This is a genomic window from Serinibacter arcticus (assembly GCF_004786095.1).
GTDB classification, from domain to species: Bacteria; Actinomycetota; Actinomycetes; order Actinomycetales; family Beutenbergiaceae; genus Litorihabitans; species Litorihabitans arcticus.
On the sequence record NZ_RHPJ01000001.1, the window covers coordinates 704,517 to 724,761 of the forward strand.

Genomic DNA, 20,245 nt, shown 5'->3' on the forward strand with positions numbered 1-20,245 from the left:
TCACTGTCCCTTGATCGTCCAGCGGGCTCCGCCCGCCGCATCCTCGACGACGACACCAGCCGCCGTCAGCACGTCGCGAAGCTCGTCCGCGCGCGCCCAGTCCTTGTCCTCCCGTGCCGCCCGGCGCTGTGCCAGCACGCTGGTCACGAGCGAGCCGAGGGCGTCCTGCACGGCTCCCGAGCCGCCCGCACCGCGCCACAGCGGCGCCAGCGGGTCCAGGCCCAGAACGTCAAGCATCCCACGGACCAGCAGCGCGCTGCGCCCGGCGAGACCACCGTCACCCGCCGCCAGCGCCCCGTTGCCGCGTCGCGCGTGCTCGTGGACGACGGCGATCGCCGCTGCGACGTTCACGTCGTCGTCCATCGCGGCGGCGAACTCCGCCGGCAGCGCGACGGTGGCGACGGCGTCGGGCGCGTCCTCGCCGACGGTCTCCGCGGCACGCGTGACGAAGCCCGTCAGGCGCTCCCACGTCGTGGCCGCCTCGCTGAGCGTGGCGTCCGAGAACTCCACGGTCGAGCGGTAGTGGACGGTCGCGAGGGCGAGCCGCAGCACGGCGGGCGCGGTGCGCTCCAGCACGGCCGTGACCGACAGGTAGTTGCCGAGCGACTTGCTCATCTTCTCGCCGCCCGAGGTCACCCAGGCGTTGTGCAGCCAGTGCTGCGCGAACCCGTAGCCTGCCGCGTGGCTCTGCGCCTGCTCGTTCTCGTGGTGCGGGAAGCGCAGGTCGATGCCGCCGCCGTGGATGTCGAAGCTCTCGCCCAGGTACCGCCGCGCCATCGCGGAGCACTCCAGGTGCCAGCCCGGTCGTCCTCGGCCGTAGGGCGTGTCCCACGACGCCGTGGCGGGCTCGCCGTCGCGCGGCGCCTTCCACAGGGCGAAGTCGTGCGGGCTGCGCTTGTCGGCCGCACCCTCGCCCGAGTCGTCGACGCTGAGGTTCTCCAGCAGCTGGCGCGTGAGCGAGCCGTAGCTCGGCAGTGACCTCACGTCGAACCAGACGTTGCCGGCGTCGCCGACGTAGGCGTGCCCGCGCTCGACCAGGCGTCCCATCAGCTCGACCATGTCGGGGACGTGGCCGGTGGCGCGCGGCTCGTAGGTGGGCGCATCGATGCCGATGGCCTCGTAGGCGGCCGTGAACAGGCGCTCGTGGGTGAAGGCCCAGGCCCACCACGGCACGCCGGCCTCGTCGGCCTTCGTCAGGATCTTGTCGTCGATGTCCGTCACGTTGCGCACGAGCGTGACGTCCAGGCCGCTGCGGCGCAGCCACCGGACGAGGACGTCGAAGGCGACGGCTGAGCGCAGGTGACCGACGTGCGGCTCGCCCTGGACCGTCGCACCGCACACGTACATCCCCACCCGACCGGGGGTCAGCGGGGTGAACTCGCGCAGGGAGCGCGTGGCGGAGTCGTACAGGTGCAGGGTCACGGTGCCAGCCTAACGATCCCAGCCTCGCCGGGGCGGCGGGAACGACGAGGCCCGTGACCGCTCGACGCGGGCACGGGCCTCGTGGGGTGGTGCGAGGAGGAGCGCGTCGGTCAGGACGCGAGCACCTCGTCGAGGATGGCCTCGGCCCGGTCCTCGTCCGTCTTCTCGGCGAGCGCGAGCTCGGAGACCAGGATCTGGCGGGCGCGCGCGAGCATGCGCTTCTCGCCGGCCGACAGACCACGACTGGTGTCGCGGCGGGAGAGGTCGCGGACGACCTCGGCCACCTTGATGACGTCACCCGACGCGATCTTCTCGACGTTCGCCTTGTAGCGACGCGACCAGTTCGTGGGCTCCTCGGTGTACTCGGCGCGCAGCACCTCGAACACGCGGTCGAGACCCTCGCGGCCGACGACGTCGCGCACGCCGACGAGGTCGACGTTCTCGGCGGGGACCTCGATCTTGAGGTCGCCCTGGGCGATCCTCAGGGTGAGATAGATCTTCTCCTCGCCGCGCAGGACGCGGGTGGAGATCTTCTCGATCAGAGCCGCACCGTGGTGCGGGTAGACAACGGTCTCGCCGACTTCAAAAGACATGTAGGGCACTCCCCTTTCCGGGGTCAAGTCTACCACGGGAATTCCCGGGCAATTCCTCTCCCACCAGCACCGATACGCCGAATTCAACCGCTCCGACGACGGTCGTCGGGTGGCCTCCGCCTCGCCCGGGTGCGGCGTTTGCGGGGCCGCCCCGGTACGGTGGGACCGCCCGTTCCGCACCCCGTCCCCCGTTGGAGGATGCATGTCCCGCACCGTCACCAGGATCGCCGCCGGCGCTGCCGCCGGCGTCGTCGCCCTGGCGCTCTCGGCCTGCTCCCCGATCCTGACGACCAAGCCGTACGCGGCCGGCGACGGGACCCGCGTGGCGTGGGAGGGCACCAACGCCGTGCGCGGCGAGAACGTCATCGTCCTGGCCGCCGAGCAGGGTGGCGAGGGCCGGATCCTCGGTGGCCTGACGAACCAGACGAACGAGCCGGTCGAGATCACGTTCGGCTTCGCCGAGGGCAGCTCGGAGACCGTCACGGTCGAGGCGAACTCGACCCTGCTGATGAACGGGACGGACGAGGGCGACATCATCCTGGACGACGTCCCGGTCGCCCCCGGCGCCAACGTCGAGATGACCTTCGCGACGCCGTCGCTCGGTCAGATCTCGCTCCCCGTCCCCGTCCTCGACGGCACGTTCCCCGAGTACACCGACCTCGTCCCGTGAGCCGGGCGGGACCCGCGGGTCCCGCCGTCAGGACGTGAGGGTGACGAGCTTGTAGCCGAGACCGCGCACGGTCACCAGCACGGTCGGCTGACCGGGGTCGTCCTCGATCTTCGAGCGCAGACGCTTGACGTGGACGTCGAGCGTCTTGGTGTCGCCCACGTAGTTCGCCCCCCAGATGCGGTCGATCAGCTGACCGCGGGTCAGCACCCGGTCGGGGTTGCGCAGGAACATCTCGAGCAGCTCGAACTCGCGCAGCGGGACGGCCACCAGCGCGCCGTCGACCGTGACCTCGTGGCGCTGCCTGTCCATCACGATGCGCCCGACCTGGACGACGTCGCCGTCCTCCTCCACCTCGGAGGCCGACAGGTCGCCCCGACGGCGCAGCACGGCCCGCATCCGCGCCAGGAGCTCGCGGTAGGAGTAGGGCTTCGTGACGTAGTCGTCCGCCCCGATCTCCAGGCCCACGACCTTGTCGATCTCGTCGTCCTTGGCCGTCAGCATGATGACGGGGACGTCGCTGGTGCGACGCAGCTCTCGGCAGACCTCGGTGCCGTCCATGCCGGGCAGCATGAGGTCGAGCAGCACGAGGTCCGCGCCCGTCTGGGCGAACAGCTCCACGGCCTGCGGACCGGTCTCCGCCTGGGTCACCTCGAACCCGTCCTTCTCCAACCGGTACGCCAGCGGCGCGCGGTAGGACTCCTCGTCCTCGACGAGCAGGATGCGGGTCATGCGTGTCCTTCCGTGGGGCGCGCGCCGCTGGGGGCGACGGCGGGTGCCGTGCCGCTCGCGGGTGCGCCGTCGATGGTGGCGGGCAGCTCCTCCGGCTCGGCGGCCGGGATGCGGAGCGTGAACGTCGAGCCGCGCCCCGGCGTCGACCAGACGGTCACCTCGCCACCGTGGTCGGCGGCGACGTGCTTGACGATGGACAGTCCCAGACCGGTGCCACCGGTCTGGCGGGACCGTGCGGGGTCGACGCGGTAGAAGCGCTCGAACACGCGCGGCAGGTTCTCGGGATCGATCCCGATCCCCTGGTCGACGACGGCGATCTCCACGAGGTCGTCCTCGCCCCGGCGGACGCCGACGGCGACGCGCGTGCCCGGTTCGGAGTAGCGCAGCGCGTTGTCCAGCAGGTTGCGCAGCGCGGTGACCAGCAGGCCGGGATCACCCTGGAGCGCGAGGCCGGAGCCGCTGCCCGCGTGGATCGCGATGTCGCGCGCCGTCGCCTCGACCGAGGCCCGCACGATGGCCTCCGCGACGATCTCGTCGGCCGGGACGGAGCGGGACTCGAGGCTGACGTCGGCGTCCTGGAGCCGCGAGAGGTCGATGATGTCCTGCACCAGACCCGACAGCCGGCGGGACTCGCTGCCCATCCGCTCGGCGAACATCCGCACGGCCTCGGGGTCGTCGGCCGCCTCGGTCATGGTCTCGGCGAGCAGGGCGATCGCGCCGACCGGGGTCTTCAGCTCGTGCGAGACGTTCGCGACGAAGTCGCGCCGCACGTCGTCGAGCCGGATCTGCGCCGTCCGGTCCTCGGCCAGCACGAGCACCTTGCCCCCCGAGAGCGCGACCACCTGGACCGAGGCGACGAAGCGGCCGGCCCCGGCGGCGGGACCGCGCGGCAGGGACAGCTGCACCTGGCGGGAACCGCCCTCGATCCGAGCCTCGGCGACGAGCGAGGTGAGCTCGGCGTGGGCGAGGTGGCCGCCGCGGATGATGCCGAGGGCGTGGGCCGGCGCGCTGGCGCGCAGCACGGCGTCGTCCTCCCCCAGGACCACGGAGGTCGCGGTGAGGTGCGTCAGGAGGCTGGAGAGGTCGCCGTCGACGTCGGACCCGCCGACGGACGCCGCGCGGCCGGGGCGCAGCGTGCGCTCGCTCGCCCGGAACGCGAGGATGGCGATCGCCACGACCAGCAGCGCCAGCAGCACGGCGGTCACGACGTTGATCGGGTCACTCACGACACCGAGGTTACGGCCGCCCGGGGACCGCCGCCGACCGGGGAGCGGGGCAGGACCGCGAGTTCATCGCGGGATCACCTGTCGTTCACCTCCTGGCCCATCCGTGACAGCATCGTCGTGCCAGTCTCTGCCAGGAAGGCACGGCCGGCGCGTCCGGACACGATCGAGTAGGAGACATGGTGCGCGAGATCTTTCGGCAGGACCTGGAGCAGGTCGGTGACGACCTGGTCCTGATGGCGCAGAAGGTGCGGACCGCCATGCAGGACGCGACCGCGGCCCTCACGACGGGCGACCTCGCCCTCGCCGAGCGCGTGATCGCGGCCGATCGCGAGATCGACCAGGTGCAGGACTCCCTGGACGCGCAGTGCGTGACGCTGCTCGCCCGCCAGGCCCCCGTGGCCACCGACCTCCGGGTCGTCGTGACCGGGCTGCGCCTCTCGGCCACGCTCGAGCGCATGGGCGACCTGGCCCGGCACGTCGCCGAGGTCGCTCGCGGGCGCTACCCCGCCCTCGCCCTGCCGCCGCTGGCGACCGAGCTGTTCGACCAGGTCGTGACGGCCGTCAACGCCGTCGCGGACGACGTGGTCAAGCTGCTCGAGGGCCACGACCTCAACCTCGCGAGCCAGGTGCTCGAGGACGACGACCAGCTGGACGCCCTGCACAAGGAGACGTTCCGCCTCATGCTGGCCCCGTCCGCGGACGTCTCCGGCCTGTCGGCGCAGCAGCTCGTCGACATCACGCTGCTCGGCCGCTACTTCGAGCGGTTCGGCGACCACGGCGTCTCCGTCGCCCGCCGCATCATGTTCCTCGTGACCGGCGACCCGTTCGTGCGCGAGGAGCCGCTCACCACGATCTGAGCGTCCCGCAGCACGACGAAGGCCCCCGTCCGGTTCGGACGGGGGCCTTCGTGCGTTCTCGGCGTACGTGCTCGGTGTGCGGGGCGTCAGCGTCCCTGGTTGGCGACGGCGGCGATCGCCGCGGCTGCCGCGTCGGCGTCGAGGTAGGTGCCGCCGGCCTTGACGGGCACGAGGTTGTCGTCGAGCTCGTAGACCAGGGGGATGCCGGTGGGGACGTTGAGGCCGGCGATCGTCGCGTCGTCGATCCCGTCGAGGTGCTTGATGATCGCGCGGAGCGAGTTGCCGTGCGCGGCCACCATGACGGTCTTGCCGTCCTTAAGGTCGGGCACGACGGCGCTCTCCCAGTAGGGCAGCGCGCGGACGAGCACCTGGGCCAGAGCCTCGGCGCGCGGGATCGGCTCACCGGCGTAGCGGGCCTCGCTGTCCTGGGAGTACTCGGAGCCCAGCTCGATGTCCGGCGGCGGGACGTCGTAGGAGCGGCGCCAGAGCATGAACTGCTCCTCGCCGTACTCCTCGAGCGTCTGCTTCTTGTCCTTGCCCTGGAGCGCACCGTAGTGGCGCTCGTTCAGGCGCCAGGAGCGCTTGGTCTCGATCCAGTGGCGGTCGGCGGAGTCGAGGGCGAGGTTCGCCGTCGTGATCGCGCGCCGCAGGAGGGACGTGTGCACGACGTCCGGGAGGATGCCGGCCTCGGCCAGCAGGCGACCGCCGCGCTTGGCCTCCTCCACGCCCTTCTCGGACAGGGCCACGTCCACCCAGCCGGTGAACAGGTTCTTCGCGTTCCACTCGCTCTCGCCGTGGCGGAGCAGTACCAGGGTGTAGGTCATGCCTCCATCATGGCGCACGACGGCGGAGCGCGCCCGCGACGCTCGCGCACGATGCTCGCGCACGACGAAGGCCCGCACCCTCGTGGGGCGCGGGCCTGTCGTCGTGGGCCTCGCGGCCGTCGTGTGCCTAGTTCGCGGCCTCGTAGGCCTCGCGCACCTCGGCCGGGATCCGGCCCCGCTCGCTCACCGTGTGGCCGTTGTCGGCGGCCCAGGCACGGATCGTGGAGGCGTCCGAGCCCCGCGAGGCGCGGGCGCGGCCACGGGGAGCCGATGCGGCCTTGCGGCCACCGGCGCGACGCGCCTGTCCCACCCAGGGGGCGAGAGCGTCACGAAGCTTGGCCGCGTTGGAGTCGGACAGGTCGATCTCGTAGGTCGCCCCGTCCAGACCGAAGGTCACGGTCTCGTCGGCGTCCCCGCCGTCGATGTCGTCCACGAGGACGACGCTCACTCGCTGCACCATCAGGGTCTCCTCCTGTTCGCATTCCGGCGATTCCCGGAGAATGCGGCACCACCCTGCCAACGAAATAGGGTGAAGTCAATGCGACGCGCACCCTGTCGAAGACTTAACGCGACGAGAACGAATTACGGGGCGGATTTGCGCTTGAGCTCCTGGTCCTCGCGGGCGCGGGCGGTCCGTTCACGACGGTCGGCGAGAATCATGGAACGAACGACGACGACGAAGACCGCGAGCACCCCGACCGAGGGGACGAGCGCCCCGAGATTGGCCCAGAGATCCGACATGCTCGCCAGCCTACGCCCGGTGCGCGGGAGCGCCCGACGACGTCGGCTTGATCAGCGGGAACAGGATCGTCTCCCGGATCCCGCGTCCGGTGAGCGCCATCAGCAGGCGGTCGACGCCCATGCCCATGCCGCCCATCGGCGGCAGCGCGTGCTCGACGGCGCGCAGGAAGTCCTCGTCCAGGCGCATCGCCTCGGGGTCGCCGGCCGCGGCGAGCAGCGCCTGCGCCTCGAACCGCTGGCGCTGGACGACCGGGTCGATGAGCTCGGAGTACCCGGTCGCGAGCTCGAAGCCCCGGATGTAGAGGTCCCACTTCTCCGTGACCCCGGGCTTGCTGCGGTGTGCGCGCGTGAGCGGCGAGGTGTCCACCGGGAAGTCCCGCACGAAGGTCGGGGCGTGCAGGTGGTCGCCCACGAGGTGCTCGAACAGCTCCTCGGCGACCTTGCCCGGCGTCGGCGCCCTGCCGCTGACGTCGAGGCCGAGGGCGGCCGCGTGCCGCTGCAGCTCGGCGAGCGGGACCTGGGGAGTGATCTCCTCGCCCAGGGCGTGCGAGACGGCGTCGTACAGCGAGACCTGCGCCCACTCGCCCCCGACGTCGTAGGGCGAACCGTCCGCCAGCGTCAGCTCGGTGGTGCCGAAGACGTTCTGCGCCGCCTCCTGCACGAGCCCGCGCGTCATGTCGGCGATGCCGTCGTAGTCCGTCCACGCCTCGTACGCCTCCATCGCGGAGAACTCCGGACTGTGCGAGGAGTCGACACCCTCGTTTCGGAAATTGCGCCCGATCTCGTAGACGCGGTCCACTCCGCCGACCACGGCCTGCTTCAGGAAAAGCTCCGTAGCAATACGCAGGTAGAGGGCGACGTCGAATGCGTTCATGTGTGTCACGAAAGGCCGGGCGGCGGCTCCGCCGGCCAGCGTCTGGAGCGTCGGGGTCTCCACCTCGAGATATCCGCGGTCGTGGAAGGACTCGCGCAGGGAGCGCATCACGCCGGCGCGCACCCGGACCATGTCGCGTGCGTCGGGGCGCGCGATGAGGTCGAGGTAGCGACGGCGCACGCGCGTCTCCTCGCTGGTCTCCTTGTGCATCGTCGGCAGCGGACGCAGCGCCTTGGAGGCCAGCTGCCACGTGCTCGCCATGATCGAGAGCTCGCCACGGCGCGAGCTGATGACCCGGCCCGAGGCGAACAGGAAGTCGCCGAGGTCGATGTCGGTCTTGAACGCGGCCAGGGACTCCTCACCGACCTCGGCGAGCGACAGCATGACCTGGAGGGTGCGCCCCTCGCCGTCGGTGATCGAGACGAAGCAGAGCTTCCCGGTGTTGCGCAGGTGCACCACGCGGCCGGCGACGCCGACGACGTCGTCGGTCTCCTGGCCCTGCTCGAGGTGGGCGTAGCCCGCGCGGACGGCCTCGACGGTCGTCGTCACGGGGACCTCGACCGGGTACGGCTCGATCCCCTGCGCCAGCAGGCGCTCACGCTTCTCCTTGCGGACCCTGACCTGCTCGGGGTCGGCGGTGCCGGCCTCGGCATCGATGTCGAGGTCGACGTCGGTCTCGGCGGGCGGCTCGATCGGGTCTGGGGTGCGGGGCGCGTCGGTCACCCCGCGATCCTACCGAGGCGCTTCCGGACGACCCCGCCCGCTTCCGCGTCAGCGGGGCCGGGCGCCGAGGACGACGGTCGTGGTGTCGATCAGCCGGACGCCGTCCACCACGGCGGCGACGACGTAGGTCGCCTCGCGCACGCCGGGGGTCGCGGCGGGGTCGTCGCCGTCGCCGTCGAGCGGCAGGAACGTCCCGGGGTCGACGAGGTCCGCATAGTCCAGCGCCACGCCGTCGGCGTCCGCCACCTCCGCCCTGGCCGCCCGCAGCACGTCGGCGACGGTGCCGCCGGCGCGCGCGATCCGCTCCGCTGCCGCGACGGAGCGGGAGAGCGCCAGGGCGCTGTCCCGGCCCACCGAGGAGAGGCGGGCGTTCCTGCTGGACATCGCGAGGCCGTCGCTCTCGCGTGCGACCGGCGCGGCCAGCACCCACAGCGGCATGTCCAGGGCGGCCACCATCCCGCGCACGAGGGCGAGCTGCTGCGCGTCCTTCTGCCCGAACACCGCGACGTCCGGGGCCGTGAGGTGCAGCAGCTTGGCCACGACGGTCAGCACGCCGTCGAAGTGCCCGGGCCGGGAGGCGCCCTCGTAGCGGTGCGCCACCGGTCCGGCGACCACGGTCGCGGCGCGATCGGACGTTCCGCCCGGGTACATCTCCTCGGCCGACGGCGCGAACACCACGTCGGGGGCCTCGGGTCCCAACGAGGCGAGCGCCGCGAGGTCGGCCTCCAGCGTCCGCGGGTAGGCCGCGAGGTCGCCGGCGTCCCCGAACTGGGTGGGGTTGACGAAGATCGTGACGACCACGTGCCGCGCGGCGGTGCGGGCCGCCCGCACGAGGCTCAGGTGGCCCTCGTGCAGCGCCCCCATCGTCATCACGACGGCGACCTCGTCCGTCAGCGTGGCGCGCACGGCCCGCAGCTCGGCGCGGGTGTGGACGACGGCGGTCGACGCGGACGGCGATGCCGCCGTCGCGGCGCCTGTGGCGCCTGTGGCGCCCGTGAGACCGGGGTGCTCCCGCAGCAGCCGCGTCAGGGTGGCGGCCTCGGCGTCGTCGATCCGCCCCTGCTCGCGCGCGAGCAGGGTGGTCGAACGCGCCAGCGCCCGGTAGGACCGCAGCGTCTCGAGGTGGTCCGGCTCCCCGGCGAGCGCCGCGAGGTGACCGGCGACCGTGCCGGCGTCGCCGCGGCTGACCGGTCCGGTCAGCGCCTGCGCACCCGAGGTGAGCGCGCTGTCGAGCGCGGCGCGGGTGAGGGGGCCGAGGAGGCGCGCGCCGTCGTCGACCCGCGCCTGCGCGAGCACGCGCTCGGCCTGCACCACGAGCGTGACGAGGTGGTTGCTCGCGTGGCTGAGGGCCGCGTGGTAGGCCCCTCGCGCCGCCTCGGGGATGAGGACGGGTTCGCCGCCGATCTCGACCACGAGCGCCTGCCCGATCGGGAGGACGGGCGCGGGGGCCGTGACCGCGAACGGGGCACCCTCCAGCCGGGACAGGTCGAGCGACGTCCCGCTGAACGTCATCGCGGGGTGGATCGCGAGCGGGATCGCGCCCGCCTGCAGCGCGGGCCGCAGCACCTCCACGCCGTGGCGACCGCTCGTGTGCAGCACGATCTGTCCGGCCCGGAACCCGCCCTGGTCGGCGATCCACGCCGCGACCTGGCCGATGGCGTCGTCCGGCACGGTCAGCAGCACGAGATCGGCGGCGCGCGCGACGTCGACCATGTCCCGCACCGGGACCCCGGTCAGCATGGTGTCGATGCGTTCGAGCGACTCGGGCGAGCCGCCGCTCGCGGCGACCACCTCGTGGCCGACCTGGCGCAGGGCGCTGCCGAGCACGGCACCGACCCTGCCCGCTCCGACGATTCCGACGGCGAGACGTCCCGGCCTGGCGTGGTTCACGGCCCCATTCTCGCGCCTGCGCCACCGTCCGGTGCGCCGGACGCCGGGAGCACGACGCTCACGAGGGTGCGTCCGGGCTCGGAGTCGAGCGTGATCGTGCCGCCGTGGGCCGTGACGATCGCCTCGACGATCGCGAGACCGAGCCCCGTGGAGCGGGTCGCGCCGTCGCCGCCCGTGCGCGCGGCGTCGCCGCGCGAGAAGCGGTCGAAGATCGTCGCCTGCTGCTCGGCCGGGACGCCGGGGCCGTCGTCGAGGACGATCAGCGTGACGACGTCGCCCGCGCGCCGGACGCCGAGCCTCACCGTGGTGCCCGGCGGGGTGTGGACGCGGGCGTTGGCGAGCAGGTTGACCAGCACCTGACGCAGGCGCGCCTCGTCGCCGCGGACCCTGAGGCGTTCCGGGTCGACGTCCCCGGCCAGGTCGAGCCGCCACGTGTGGCCCCGGCCGGCGGCGTGCGCGTCTGACACCGCGTCGGCGGCGAGCGCGACGACGTCGACGTCCTGCTCGACGATCTCGCGGCCCGCGTCCAGGCGCGCGAGCAGCAGGAGGTCCTCGACGAGGGCCTGCATGCGGCGGCTCTCGGACGCGACGCGGGTGACGGCGTGCGCGGAGTCCTCGCTCAGGTCGCCGTGGCGCAGCACGAGCTCGGAGTAGCCACGGATCGAGGCCAGCGGCGTGCGCAGCTCGTGGCTCGCGTCGGCGACGAACTGCCGCACCTGCTGCTCGCTCGCGTGCCGCGCGGCGAGCGACGTCTCGACGTGACCGAGCAGGCGGTTCAGGGCGGCACCGACCTGCCCGACCTCGGTCCGGGGGTCGGTGTCGCCGTCGGGCACGCGCTCGTCCAGGGCGACGGCGCCGCGGTCCAGCGGGAGCTCGGCCACACGGGTGGCCGTCTGGGCGACGCGGTCCAGCGGACGCAGGGACCGTCGCACGAGCGCCGTCGCGACCGCTGCGGCGAGCAGGACGGCGACGACGCCGACGACGACCTCGACGAGCACGTAGCCCCGGAGCGTGCCGGCGGAGTCGTCCCAGGGCAGCGCGGTCACGACGCTCGTGCCGTCGTCCCGGCCGACGGTGACGGCGCGATAGGTGCCGAGCCCGTTGACGTGGACCCAGGAGGGGCGATCGCCCGCGGTGAGCACCGCGGCGGCCTGCGCGGGGTCGAGCTCCCGGAGCTGCGCGTCGTCGTCGAGGTAGCCGGCGCTCACGACCTCGCCGTCGCGCACCTCCACGACCACCGTGCCGACGGCCTGGCCGCGGACGTTGAGGCCGGGCGGGCCCCCGTCCCAGCCGGGCGGCGGGTCGGGATAGCCGCCGGGGTCAACGTCCGCGCCCCTGCCGCGGTCGCTCGCGGCGACGAGCGAGCCGTCGAGGCGGCCGAGGAGCTCGGAGCGCAGGCTGAGCGCCGACAGCACACCGAGGATGACGGCGACCAGCAGCGCGACGAGTCCGACCAGGGCGATGAGCTGCGTGCGGAGGCGGCGGGGACGCCTCACGTCGTGGGCTTCAGGACGTAGCCGGCGCCCCGCAGCGTGTGGATCATGGGTTCGCGACCGGCGTCGATCTTGCGGCGCAGGTAGGAGATGTAGAGCTCCACGATGTTGGCCTGGCCGCCGAAGTCGTACTGCCAGACGCGGTCGAGGATCTGCGCCTTGGACAGCACGCGGCGCGGGTTGCGCATGAGGTAGCGCAGGAGCTCGAACTCGGTCGCGGTGAGCTGGATCTCGACGCCGTCGCGGCGCACCTCGTGGGAGTCCTCGTCGAGCGTGAGGTCACCGACCTCGAGCACGGCGTCGGGCCGCTGCGCGAGCGCGCCGGAGCGACGCATCAGGGCGCGCAGCCGGGCGACGACCTCCTCGAGGCTGAACGGCTTGGTGACGTAGTCGTCGCCGCCGGCCGTCAGGCCGTGCACGCGGTCCTCGAGCGCGTCCCGTGCCGTGAGGAACAGGACGGGCGCCGTGTGGGTGGCGCGCAGCCGACGGAGCACCTCGAACCCGTCGATGCCCGGCATCATCACGTCGAGGACGACGACGTCGGGGTCCAGCTCCTTGGCGACCTTCAGCGCGGCGTGGCCGTCGGCAGCCGTCTCCACGCGCCAGCCCTCGTACCGCAGGACCGTCGCGAGCAGCTCGCGCAGGCTCGCCTCGTCGTCGACGACGAGCACGCGCAGGGGTCCGCCGTCGGCGCGCGTGAGGACCTCGGGCTGGCGCCCCGGGGCGCCGCCGCCGGACGTGGCGGAGGAACGCGGCGGGGTCGGGTTGCTGCTCATGCGCACATCATGCTCCTGCCCGGGCCACAGGAGCCCTGCGTGGGCTGTGCAGACCCTGTGCGTCCACGCGTGGGCCGGATCCGCCATGATGTCGGCCATGAGCGACTCCCTGCCCCCGGCCGCCTTCCCCCCGCCGCCGACGGGGTACGCCTCTCCCGCAGCAGCCGCTCGGCCCGGGTCCCCCGTGCCGCTGGACCAGCCGCTCTACGGGGCGACGTTCCGACAGGCGGTGGGCCGGTACTTCAGGAAGTACGCCGACTTCTCCGGCAGGGCGAGCGCCTCGGAGTACTGGTGGTCGGTGCTGATGTGCGCGCTCGTGGTCGCCGTCCTGTACGTGCTCCTGATCGTCACGCTCGCCACGAGCCGGACGGACCCGAGGACGGGTGATCCCGAGTTCACGCCGCTGCTCGGCGTCGTGGTGGCGCTGTACGCGGTCTACGCCCTGGGTCAGGTGCTGCCGAGTCTCGCGGTCATCGTCCGGCGCCTGCACGACACCGGACGCTCCGGCTGGTGGTACTTCATCTCCTTCGCACCGTTCGGCAGCATCGCCCTTCTCGTCCTCCTGTGCCTGAGCAGCACGCCCCAGGGCTTCGCGTTCGACCGTCGCCGCGGCACGCCGTCGATGGTGGTGAACCCGCAGCTCCGCCTGCAGCAGCCGGGGTACGGGCAGCCGTACGGCCCTCCCCTCGGGCAGCCGGGGTACGGGCAGCCGGGGTACGGGCAGCCGTACGGGCCACCGTCCGACGCCCCGATCTGGCCGCAGGACGGGCCGCGCTGACCCGCACCCGACCGCGCTGACTCGACGAGCCGGCCGCCCTCAGTCGGGCGTCGACCCCGCGCCCGCGACGGGACCGGAGGTGTGCATCCATCGCTCCGGCCCGGCGGCGCGTCGGGCGCTGCGCGCCCGGTCGGCCTGCTCGACCAGGAGGTGCGCGGCGACGTCGATGTCGAGGTGCGGGAGCTTCGGCTCGATCGAGCCGGAGCTGTGCGGCGTGAAGGACGCCAGCCGGAGCCGCCGCTCGAGCGGTCCCTGCGAGATGCCGAGCGACTGCGTCCGCTCGTGCGGCACGACGGAGAGCTCGCGGAAGATGCGGCCCTTCCGCAGCGCGATCACGTGGTCCAGGACGCGGAAGGCGTTGCGCCGATAGGCGAGCGGGTCGAGCCAGCGCGCACGACGCGGCGACGGGACCCAGCCCTCGCCGTCGTCCATCCCGGCCAGACCCGCCTCGATGGCGGGCAGCTCGTGCTCCTCGAGCTGCGGGACGGCGAGCCGCAGCATCGCCACGACCTCGTCCCGCGAGCCGACGGGGAGCAGGACGTCGGAGGTGTCGGTGCCGTCGGACGACGTGCCCTGCGACGCGAGCGTGAGGCGGACGCGCCACCAGCCGAAGATCCGCCAGATCGGGCCCTGCATCACGGTGAGCGCCTGGATGCGGCCGGGCGGGATCGTGCGCGCCTTCGTCTCCAGGAGCCCCTGGCGCACGCGGAGCCCGTCGGGCGAGGTGGCCAGGCGGAAGTTGAACTCGGTCGAGAACCGGCTCCACAGGAAGCCGACGGCGCCGAGGAGACCGAAGAGCGAGCTGAAGATCCATTCGCCGCCACCGCTCAGGGCGCCGCCGACCACGACCCCCGTGACGACGAGGACGATCGCCACCGTCGCGCCGTGAGCGACGAGAGAGGCCACGAGTCGGCCCGCAGGCAGCGCGAAGACCTGGTGCTCGGGCGCTTCGGGGGCGAGCCTTCTCGTTGCGCCGGCGCGAGGGGCTGGGGTGGCGTGGGTGGCGTGGGCGTCCGGGGCACCGTGGGAGCCGACGGCGTCCGAGCCCTCGACGAGATGGGCGAGCTCGGCGGGCGTGGTCGCGCCGTCGAGGTCGCCGTCCGCAGCCTCCTCGACATCGTCGAGGTCGATGCCGGCAGCGCGCGCGAGGATCTCGTTGCGGACGTCCGCGGCCTCGTCCATGGTCAGGTAGGCGAGCGTCATGTTGGCCTCGGCGCCGCCCGCCGACTCGACCTTGATGCCCGCGAAACCGAAGATCCGACCGAGGATCGGCTGGGTGATCTCGACGGCCTGGATCCGGGTCAGGCGCGCGACCCGCTCCTTGCGGAACAGGATGCCCGAGCGCAGCACGACGGCGTCGCCCGTGATGGCGTACGACGTGCGCCGCCAGGCGAAGTAGGAGTAGACGAGCCCGACGAGCGCTGCCAGCACGATGGTCCCGGCGAGGATCAGGACGAGCGTGAGCACCGGGATGTCGATGCGGAACAGGTCGTCGAGACCCTGGACGAGGAAGATCGCGACGAGGACCGCGGCGATCTTCCACGCGTTGAGCAACGGCGTGACGCGGTGGAGGCGGCGCCACTCGTGCTCGGCGACGGCGGGAGTGCCCGTGGGCGTCGCAGTGCCCGTGGGCGTCGCAGCGCCCGCGGGAGTGGGCGCAGGCGTGGGGTCGGGCGCGGGCGTGGGCGCGGCGTCGTCGGTCACAGTCCGGCCAGCCGCGACTCGCCCAGGCTCGTGAGCCGGTCCTTGACGCGGGCGGCCTCGGCGCTGGGCAGGCCGGGGATGGTGGCGTCAGTGCTGGCCGAGGCCGTGTGGAGCTTGACCTCGGCGATGCCGAACGAGCGCGCGAGCGGGCCGGAGGAGACGTCCGTGAACTGCATGCGGCCGTACGGCACGACGACGAGTGATCGGAACATCACGCCCTTGCGGACCAGCAGGTCCTCCTCACGCTCCGCGTAGCCGACGGCGCGGACCTGCCTCGGGATGAGCCAGATCGCCCAGGCGAGCAGCAGCACGACGACGATCGCGGCCGACCAGACCCATCCGCCGAAGATCACGCCCAGCGCGACGCCTGCCACCAGCGGGATGCCCAACCAGATCGTCGTGACGATGAGGCGGGCCTTGATGAGCTGGTCGGACACGCGGGACCAGGTCACGCCGTCGGGCTCGAACGGATCCTGCTGCGGGAGGCTCATGGCGCCCATCGTGCCAGGTGCGGGGTGGGCGGTGTGGGTGGTTCCGGTCCCCAGGTGTCGCCTTCCCTGCCCGAACGAGCACCCGAACGGTCAACCGGCGATCAGACCGCCGGTGGGCACCCGGCCGTGGCGGCGTGGGCCCAGAGATCGTCGACGCGGGGATCGTCGGCCTCGGCGTCCTCGAGCTCGCGGACCCGACGATCGACCTCGGCGTCGCTCGGTCGGGGCACCGCACGCGTCCTTCCCCAGGGCGCCGGGCGAGGTTTCGCGGGGTCCGTGGAGTCGCCACGACCGAGGGTGCCGTCGCTCGAGCGCCACACGATCTGACCCAGCGCGGTGCGCCACCGAATCGTGCCGCCGGGCAGGACGGTGAGGTCGTGACCGGCGTGGGTCTTCATCAGGTGGTGGCGACGGCACAACGCGTGCAGGTTCGCCGCCGAGGTCGACCCCAGGGGCCAGGGCACGTGGTGGTCCAGATCGCACAGCGCCGCCGGCACGAGGCAGCCCGGGACCACGCACGTCACATCACGCACCCGGACATGGCGATCCAGCTCGGCCGACGGTCGGTACGACGACGTCGGTGGCGGCGGATCGGCATCCCGGAAGACGGGCTCGACCACCTTCACCCACGACGCCGCGCCAACCAGGGCGCGCACCACCCCCGGCGCGATCGCCCCGTACCCCACCAGCTCCGGTGCATCGATCCCGGGCCGGAACGTCGGCGGGCCGACCCAGTCCACGTACGGGTCCGGGCCCGGATCCAACGCCTGACGCGCAGCGCCGGTGGTCGATGCACCGCGGTCCGCCGCGCCGAGGTCCCTCGCGTCCTCGGGGTCGGGCTCCCAGTCGTAGAGGTCGTGCGAGGCGGCGTCGGCCAGCGTGGCCGTCCCCGCGCGCCCGCGCTGGACCGCGGCGGTCGCGATCACGGTCAGACCGGTGCTGCGACCGGAGAGCACCACCGGCACCGCCTCACCGCGCCGACCGCGTGCATCCGCCGGCGGAAGCAGCGGCAGGCACCCCTCCGAGAGGGCACGAACGCCCATCGAGACCAGGGCGTCGGCACGCAGCTGCTCCAACGTGCGGCCTGCACCCACGTCACCGGCGTCAGCACCTGCGCCGGCACCGGTGTGGCCCTTGCTCGTCGCACTGGTGGCTCGAGCAGCACGGGCCGCAGCCTCGCAGGCCTGCTCCAGGGCCACCGCGTCCGGCGCGGCGAGCACGGCCGAGAACGACGCCATGCCGTCCGGGCGCATCCGCACCCTGTTCACCCGACGCAGCCGCACCGCCCGCTGATGACGCGTCATCGCACCATCAGGATCGGCCTGCACGATCACCGCCTGCACCCGACGACGCAAACCCGCGTGGTCCAGGCTCCCCGCCACCGGCAGCACCTGCTCGCACACCGCCACCGCCACGTGCGGCTCCTGCTCCCCCAGCGCCTCCACCAGGATCGACGCCTTCCCGGCATCGATCCGCCCCACCCCCAGCTCCTGCGCCACCGGCCAGAGAACGTCGCCCAGCACCTGGCCCTCGTCGATCAGCTGCTGACCCCGACGACGCGAGACTCCCAACCGCAGGCCGACCTCGTCCGCCGCCGTCTCGCACCGCGCCCCGCTCGCCGAACGCCACATCGGCGACATCGACGGCCGACGCGCGAGCACAGCCGCCCACTCCCGCACCTGCAGCTCAGCCGCTGCCACCTGACGCGACCACGCCGCCACCACCTCCAGCACCTCACCGTCCGACAGCCCTTCGCCCTCCTGACAGACCAGGTCGGACAGGCGCTCCAACGCCGCGTGCTGACGGGAGTCGACCGGGGCGTCCGGGGCGAACTCCGCCCCCAACGATGTGCGAGACACCGCAGCCGCGCCCTCCCGGAGCAGGAACACCGGACCCCCACCGTCCCCCGGGTCGGTCCCCCACGGCGCAGCCAGCGCTTCGGGGCGCATCCCCGCACCCGCCGCTCCACTGGTCGCATCGAACATGTGTACGATTTTACCCACCACGGAGGTATGGCACAAGGGCTTCTCTGGATTGTGGACACACGTCCAGCGCGACATGCAGGCCAGGCTGCCGAGGGTGGCAGTCACCGCTGCGGTAGGCGGTGAGCGCCGGGCCGCACGCGCGCGGGCGGGCGGGGCCGCAGCAGTCCGCGGGCGCGCAGGAAGCGGCGGCCCGAAGCAAACGGTGACGCGCCGGGCGCGAGCACGTGGACGACTGTGGGCAGTCGCTACGGGCCGTGCGGGGCTACAGGCAGCGACCGGACCCCCAGAAGGGTCGAGGTCCGGGACCCGTCACCGGTCACCCGTCACCCGTCACCCGCGAGCCAGAGACTCGCGAGACTCAGCCGGCAGGCGTGCCGGGGGGCTTTCCGCGGTCGTCGTCCTCCGGGACGCGGCACCAGTGCTGGACCACCAGCCCGACCACGACGCACGCGAGCGCGGTGGCGGCGGTTCCGCCGCCGATGAGGGCATCGGCGCGGGCGGCAGGAGCGCCGAGGCGGCCGATGACGGCCATGGTCTGCCCCAGGCCGACACCGAGCGAGAGCGCCCCGACGTAGGACGCCGACATCGCCAGCGCGGCCACCCGGGATGCCGCGACGGCGTCCATCGACGTCCGCCCGGCCACGAACGACCTGACCCGCCACCCCAGAGCCAGGACGACGATGGCGAACGCCGCCAGGAGCACGATCGCGACCGGCGCGGCGGGGACGATGTGCCCGGACCGTTCGAGAAGGCGCAGGACGAGCAGCGTCAGGGTGAGGCCGATGACGGCGAGGACGACGAGCGTCGACGCGCGCGTGCGTTCCATCAGGCCTCCCCCGCCGACCGGCGGATCACTCGAGCCAGTCGAGCGCGAGCCAGCGCACCGACTCGCGGTCGGGAGCCGTCTCGGCCAGGACGACGACGGGGCCGCCGCCCAGGCCCGGCAGGATCGCCTGCGGGTCGAGGTGGGCCCAGGGCACCAGCACGGTCGCGCTGGCGGCGACACCGGGCAGCGGGAGCTCGACGTCGTCGTGCAGACCGACCAGGTCCCCCACCACGAGGATCTCGGCCTCGACTGAGGGACGCGACGCGCTCACCGCCGTCAGCGCGGAGGCGAGGTCGCCGGGACCCAGGGTCGTGCGGACGGCGACGACGGCGGTGTGCAGGTCGCCACCACCCGTCGTGGTCCGGGCGAGCGGCGAGACGCCGGTGACGTCGAGGCCCGCAGCGGTGCCGATGGCTCGCACGGCGCCCGCGAGCTCGTTCTGAGCGGAGGCACCACGACCCGACAGCACCACGAGCGCCGGCATCGGCGCATCGACGCTCGGGCGGCGCGGCTGCATCGCGGTGGGAGGCAGGGTCGCGACGGCGGTCTCGTCCCCCGGCCCGTCGGTGCTCGGCGTCGCGTCGGGCAGGTCGGTGGGGGGTACTGCCTCGCCCTCGGCGGCGGCGAGGACCGGCTCGACGTCGTCGGGCTCCACGTACCCAGGCTCGACCCCCTTAGGGGCGATGTCCTCGGCCTCGGCCTCGGCCTCGACCTCGGCCTCGACGTCGGGCTCGATGACGGGAGGGGCCTGGAAGACGTGATCCGCGTGCGGTGCGGGCGCGAGTCCGGCCGCGGCCGCTGCGGCGCGCACGTCCTCGTCGCCGTCGGCGGCGGTCTCGTCTGCAGTCTCGTCGGTCAGAGTCTCGGAGGGCTCCGAGACCCGGTCGTCCAGGCCGTCGGCAACGGCGGGGTGTGCCGTGCGCACCGTGGTGGCGCTCGGATCCGGCTCGAGGTCCCGCACAGGGGTCGCGGCACTGCCCGCCGCAGCACTGCCCGCCGCGGCACCGCCGGCCACTCGCGGCACCCCGGCAGCCAGCGCGCCACCCGTGATGCCCGCGAGGGTGACCGATGCGGGCGGGGCGACGGCGCCACGGCCGCTCAGGACGTCGTCGAACGGCCCGCCGGCGCGAGTCGCGTGCCGGGCGGTGTGGTCACCGTCGTCGGCGCCGGCGCCGGCGTCGCCCGCGTCCGTCGAGAGCGAGGCCTCCGCGAACACGGCGGCATCCGCCGGCGCACCAGCACCAGCACCAGCACCAGCACCAGCAGACCTCGCGGCCACCCGCGGCCGGACGATCGACAGCTCGACGTCGAGGACGGGCACCCCGAGCCCCACCTCGGGCCGGTGCAGGGTGACCTCGACGGACACGACGTCGACGGCGTCGCGCACCGCCTGCGCCACGCCCTCGGCGCGCGGCAGGAGGGTGGTGTGCGGCCGGGCGAGCGCCTCGGCGGCGGCCCTGGCGGCCGTGGCGAGATCGATCTCGCGGTCGGCGTGCAGGACGAGGTCCGCGAGGAAGGGCTCGTGGCTCTGGGGCTGGCCGTCGCTGGCGGCGACGGCGCCGCGCCCGGCGAGTCCGACGATCCGGTAGGTGTCAGTCACGACCCCACCCTAGCCACGCCGTCGGCCGGTGACCCAGCACGCG

At 73.3% G+C, this 20,245-nt stretch carries 19 protein-coding genes; 3 read left to right on the forward strand and 16 right to left on the reverse strand.

Annotated features, from left to right (window positions below):
- Positions 1-1,422 (reverse strand): cysteine--tRNA ligase, encoded by a 1,422-nt coding sequence (gene cysS / locus SERN_RS03325; protein ID WP_135848661.1) that lies wholly within the window; start codon positions 1,420-1,422, stop codon positions 1-3.
- Positions 1,423-1,532: 110 nt separating this feature from the next.
- On the reverse strand, positions 1,533-2,015 hold the full coding sequence (locus SERN_RS03330; protein ID WP_135848662.1) for a CarD family transcriptional regulator: 483 nt from the start codon (positions 2,013-2,015) through the stop codon (positions 1,533-1,535).
- Between the two features lie 202 nt (positions 2,016-2,217).
- On the opposite strand from SERN_RS03330, the gene SERN_RS03335 reads away from it, so the two are divergent.
- The gene (locus tag SERN_RS03335) at positions 2,218-2,685 is read left to right on the forward strand and encodes a hypothetical protein (protein WP_135848663.1); all 468 of its coding nucleotides are present in this window, start codon (positions 2,218-2,220) and stop codon (positions 2,683-2,685) included.
- Between the two features lie 27 nt (positions 2,686-2,712).
- Here the strand turns inward: SERN_RS03335 and SERN_RS03340 are convergent, their stop codons facing one another.
- Positions 2,713-3,414, reverse strand: a complete 702-nt coding sequence (locus SERN_RS03340) for a response regulator transcription factor (RefSeq protein WP_135848664.1) — start codon at positions 3,412-3,414, stop codon at positions 2,713-2,715.
- On the reverse strand, positions 3,411-4,640 hold the full coding sequence (locus SERN_RS03345) for a sensor histidine kinase (RefSeq protein WP_135848665.1): 1,230 nt from the start codon (positions 4,638-4,640) through the stop codon (positions 3,411-3,413). Before SERN_RS03345 ends, SERN_RS03340 begins: the two co-directional genes overlap by 4 nt.
- A gap of 179 nt (positions 4,641-4,819) precedes the next feature.
- Here SERN_RS03345 and phoU point away from each other — a divergent pair, with 179 nt between their 5' ends.
- Positions 4,820-5,497, forward strand: a complete 678-nt coding sequence (gene phoU / locus SERN_RS03350; protein WP_135848666.1) for a phosphate signaling complex protein PhoU — start codon at positions 4,820-4,822, stop codon at positions 5,495-5,497.
- Positions 5,498-5,583: 86 nt separating this feature from the next.
- On the opposite strand, the gene SERN_RS03355 is transcribed toward phoU, so the two are convergent.
- The 7 genes from SERN_RS03355 to SERN_RS03380 form a co-directional block, all read right to left on the reverse strand.
- Entirely contained in the window at positions 5,584-6,321 is a 738-nt protein-coding gene (locus tag SERN_RS03355; protein ID WP_135848667.1) for a phosphoglyceromutase, read from the reverse strand.
- Positions 6,322-6,448: 127 nt separating this feature from the next.
- Entirely contained in the window at positions 6,449-6,781 is a 333-nt protein-coding gene (locus SERN_RS03360; protein WP_135848668.1) for a histone-like nucleoid-structuring protein Lsr2, read from the reverse strand.
- A 122-nt stretch (positions 6,782-6,903) separates the two neighbouring features.
- The gene (locus SERN_RS15425) at positions 6,904-7,062 is read right to left on the reverse strand and encodes a hypothetical protein (protein ID WP_199241483.1); all 159 of its coding nucleotides are present in this window, start codon (positions 7,060-7,062) and stop codon (positions 6,904-6,906) included.
- 10 nt (positions 7,063-7,072) lie between these two features.
- Positions 7,073-8,659, reverse strand: a complete 1,587-nt coding sequence (gene lysS, locus SERN_RS03365; RefSeq protein WP_135848669.1) for a lysine--tRNA ligase — start codon at positions 8,657-8,659, stop codon at positions 7,073-7,075.
- Positions 8,660-8,707: 48 nt separating this feature from the next.
- Positions 8,708-10,549: a pantoate--beta-alanine ligase gene (panC, locus tag SERN_RS16025; RefSeq protein WP_135848670.1), complete on the reverse strand. Its 1,842-nt coding sequence runs from the start codon at positions 10,547-10,549 to the stop codon at positions 8,708-8,710.
- Entirely contained in the window at positions 10,546-12,045 is a 1,500-nt protein-coding gene (locus tag SERN_RS03375) for a sensor histidine kinase (protein ID WP_135848671.1), read from the reverse strand. Before SERN_RS03375 ends, panC begins: the two co-directional genes overlap by 4 nt.
- Positions 12,042-12,818 (reverse strand): response regulator transcription factor, encoded by a 777-nt coding sequence (locus tag SERN_RS03380; RefSeq protein WP_135848672.1) that lies wholly within the window; start codon positions 12,816-12,818, stop codon positions 12,042-12,044. The genes SERN_RS03375 and SERN_RS03380 overlap by 4 nt, the downstream gene beginning before the upstream one ends.
- Before the next feature lie 97 nt (positions 12,819-12,915).
- Between SERN_RS03380 and SERN_RS03385 the strand changes: the two genes are divergently transcribed.
- Entirely contained in the window at positions 12,916-13,596 is a 681-nt protein-coding gene (locus tag SERN_RS03385; protein WP_135848673.1) for a DUF805 domain-containing protein, read from the forward strand.
- Between the two features lie 39 nt (positions 13,597-13,635).
- Here the strand turns inward: SERN_RS03385 and SERN_RS03390 are convergent, their stop codons facing one another.
- The 5 genes from SERN_RS03390 to SERN_RS03410 form a co-directional block, all read right to left on the reverse strand.
- Entirely contained in the window at positions 13,636-15,300 is a 1,665-nt protein-coding gene (locus SERN_RS03390; RefSeq protein WP_135848674.1) for a PH domain-containing protein, read from the reverse strand.
- Positions 15,297-15,800, reverse strand: coding sequence for a PH domain-containing protein (locus SERN_RS03395; RefSeq protein WP_408640857.1), 504 nt, complete (start codon positions 15,798-15,800; stop codon positions 15,297-15,299). The genes SERN_RS03390 and SERN_RS03395 overlap by 4 nt, the downstream gene beginning before the upstream one ends.
- A gap of 92 nt (positions 15,801-15,892) precedes the next feature.
- The gene (locus tag SERN_RS03400) at positions 15,893-17,881 is read right to left on the reverse strand and encodes an HNH endonuclease signature motif containing protein (protein WP_158292552.1); all 1,989 of its coding nucleotides are present in this window, start codon (positions 17,879-17,881) and stop codon (positions 15,893-15,895) included.
- Between the two features lie 253 nt (positions 17,882-18,134).
- On the reverse strand, positions 18,135-18,602 hold the full coding sequence (locus SERN_RS03405) for a DUF3180 domain-containing protein (RefSeq protein WP_135848677.1): 468 nt from the start codon (positions 18,600-18,602) through the stop codon (positions 18,135-18,137).
- Between the two features lie 25 nt (positions 18,603-18,627).
- On the reverse strand, positions 18,628-20,202 hold the full coding sequence (locus tag SERN_RS03410; RefSeq protein ID WP_135848678.1) for a hypothetical protein: 1,575 nt from the start codon (positions 20,200-20,202) through the stop codon (positions 18,628-18,630).
- Positions 20,203-20,245 lie beyond the last annotated feature (43 nt).

Coding starts and splice junctions, on each gene's coding strand:
- SERN_RS03385 (WP_135848673.1), top strand. CDS start 12,916: ATGAGCGACTCCCTGCCCCCGGCCGCCTTCCCCCCGCCGCCGACGGGG.
- SERN_RS03330 (WP_135848662.1), bottom strand. CDS start 2,015: ATGTCTTTTGAAGTCGGCGAGACCGTTGTCTACCCGCACCACGGTGCG.
- SERN_RS03395 (WP_408640857.1), bottom strand. CDS start 15,800: ATGGGCGCCATGAGCCTCCCGCAGCAGGATCCGTTCGAGCCCGACGGC.
- SERN_RS03335 (WP_135848663.1), top strand. CDS start 2,218: ATGTCCCGCACCGTCACCAGGATCGCCGCCGGCGCTGCCGCCGGCGTC.
- SERN_RS03355 (WP_135848667.1), bottom strand. CDS start 6,321: ATGACCTACACCCTGGTACTGCTCCGCCACGGCGAGAGCGAGTGGAAC.
- SERN_RS03405 (WP_135848677.1), bottom strand. CDS start 18,602: ATGGAACGCACGCGCGCGTCGACGCTCGTCGTCCTCGCCGTCATCGGC.
- SERN_RS03380 (WP_135848672.1), bottom strand. CDS start 12,818: ATGAGCAGCAACCCGACCCCGCCGCGTTCCTCCGCCACGTCCGGCGGC.
- SERN_RS15425 (WP_199241483.1), bottom strand. CDS start 7,062: ATGTCGGATCTCTGGGCCAATCTCGGGGCGCTCGTCCCCTCGGTCGGG.
- SERN_RS03340 (WP_135848664.1), bottom strand. CDS start 3,414: ATGACCCGCATCCTGCTCGTCGAGGACGAGGAGTCCTACCGCGCGCCG.
- SERN_RS03360 (WP_135848668.1), bottom strand. CDS start 6,781: ATGGTGCAGCGAGTGAGCGTCGTCCTCGTGGACGACATCGACGGCGGG.